Here is a 1,846-nt window from a genome sequence, read left to right on the forward strand (position 1 = left end):
TAAAAGGCTTAATCGATGAACCTAAAATGGTAAAGTTTAGCCGCAGTACTCAGCCAAATCCAGCTACAAGACAAGCTCGATCCAAAAATCAATAAAATTCCAAGCGTGCTGAAAAATCTTAAAAATTTACAAACTCTGCAAAGATTCAAAGGAAAATTTATAGTCTTGCCACAAGGATCGCAATAGATCATACCGAATTTCATCGCAAAAATTGAGCCCATGAGCAAAGCCACAAGATCTGCTAAATTCAGAAAAAATGGGAGGCACAGCAAAACATACGTCAAATTTTAAACCGTGTATAAGCGCTAAAGCGCGTAAATTTTAAACCGCCAAATATCAAGGCGCATAAAAATTTAAACCGCTCGCGCGCTCTTTTTGGTGAAAATTTCTAAAAATTTAACCGCCAGTTTTTGTAGCAATCCCTGCTTTTTACGCTTTCTTAGTAAAAATTTTGCCGTTTCACTCCTACCAAACATTATGGCAAAGGCATAGGGTGTCATACCAAGACCACTCGTAGCCTCTACGTCTGCACCTGCATTTACGAGAGCTTTGACTACTTCCAAATGTCCTTTAAAGGCCGCACCCGCGAGCGGAGTTTGCTCGCGGTCGTTACGCTCATCGACTCTGGCGCCGTTTGAGAGCAGCATATTTACAGTCTTTAGCGCGTTATTGTAGCTAGCTAGCATTAAAAGTGTGTCGCCTTTGGCGGATTTTAAATTTACGCTAAGACCGGCTTTTATCATCTTTTCCAGCTCCTCAACATCATCTCGCCTAGCGAAATCAAGCGCTATAGCGCAAAGCTCACCATATCTTTGCTCCTCGGCCTGCGTTAAGCTCGTCAATTTTTTGCTTTCAAAGCGGCTCTTACACCATTTGCATAGTCAGCGGAAATTTTTTCAAAATGTCCTATCGCGCGCTCTTTTATCGCTTCGCTCACACCCTCCATGCTATCTGCGATATTACTAAAAAGCTGCGATTTTTGTTCGTCGCTCATTAGCTCAAAAAGCGCTCTAGGTTGCGAATAATAATCCTGATCTTCGGCTCTGTGATCGTATCTTTGCATCGCGCCTTCTATGCTTATATCAGGCTCCAACAAAGCACGATCCTCTTTGGCGCCGCCAAAGCTGTTAGGCTCATAGTAAGCCTTATCGTCAAGCTCATACATTCCGTTATTCATCGCGCCGCCCACAACGTATGTATTGACCTCGCTTACAGGACGATTAACATCTAGCTGCGCGTAGTGCGTGCCGATACGATATCTTTGAGCGTCGGGGTAGCTAAATATCCTTGCTTGCAGCATCTTATCGGGACTAAAGCTGATACCAGGCACTATATTTGACGGGCTAAATGCGGCCTGCTCAACCTCATTGAAATAATTTTTCGGATTTTCGTTTAGCGTCATGACGCCCACGTCGATGAGTGGGAACTCCTTATGAGGCCAAGTTTTGGTTAGATCAAAGGGGTTAAATTTGACCTCTTTTGCCTGCTGTAGAGTCATTATTTGAATTTTAAAATCCCAGCTTGGAAAGTCGCCCTTTTCTATGCTCTCAAAAAGGTCGCGTTGATTGCTCTCTCGATCTTTTGCAATGATCTGTGAGGCCTGAGCGTTGGTTAAATTTTTAATGCCTTGGCGAGTTTTGAAGTGAAATTTAACCCAAAATCTTTCGTTTTTGTCATTTATAAGGCTGTAGGTGTGGCTGCCAAATCCGTGCATATGGCGGTAACTTGCCGGAATACCGCGGTCACTCATCAGGATGGTTACTTGATGCATACTCTCAGGGCTTAAGCTCCAAAAGTCCCATGCTGCCTCATTTGAACGGAGGTGTGTACGAGGATCACGCTTTTG

The 1,846-nt window shown here is 43.7% G+C and carries 2 protein-coding genes; both read right to left on the minus strand.

Annotated features, from left to right (window positions below; translation table 11 throughout):
• Positions 1–353 precede the first annotated feature (353 nt).
• Positions 354–842, minus strand: a complete 489-nt coding sequence (locus Q0140_RS03215; RefSeq protein WP_297961810.1) for an ankyrin repeat domain-containing protein — start codon at positions 840–842, stop codon at positions 354–356.
• Positions 839–1,846 (minus strand): catalase (locus tag Q0140_RS03220; RefSeq protein ID WP_297961813.1); only part of this gene is annotated, 1,008 nt, incomplete at its 5' end. The genes Q0140_RS03220 and Q0140_RS03215, both read right to left, overlap by 4 nt.

This window comes from uncultured Campylobacter sp. (genome assembly GCF_938045405.1).
Classification (GTDB): domain Bacteria; phylum Campylobacterota; class Campylobacteria; order Campylobacterales; family Campylobacteraceae; genus Campylobacter_B.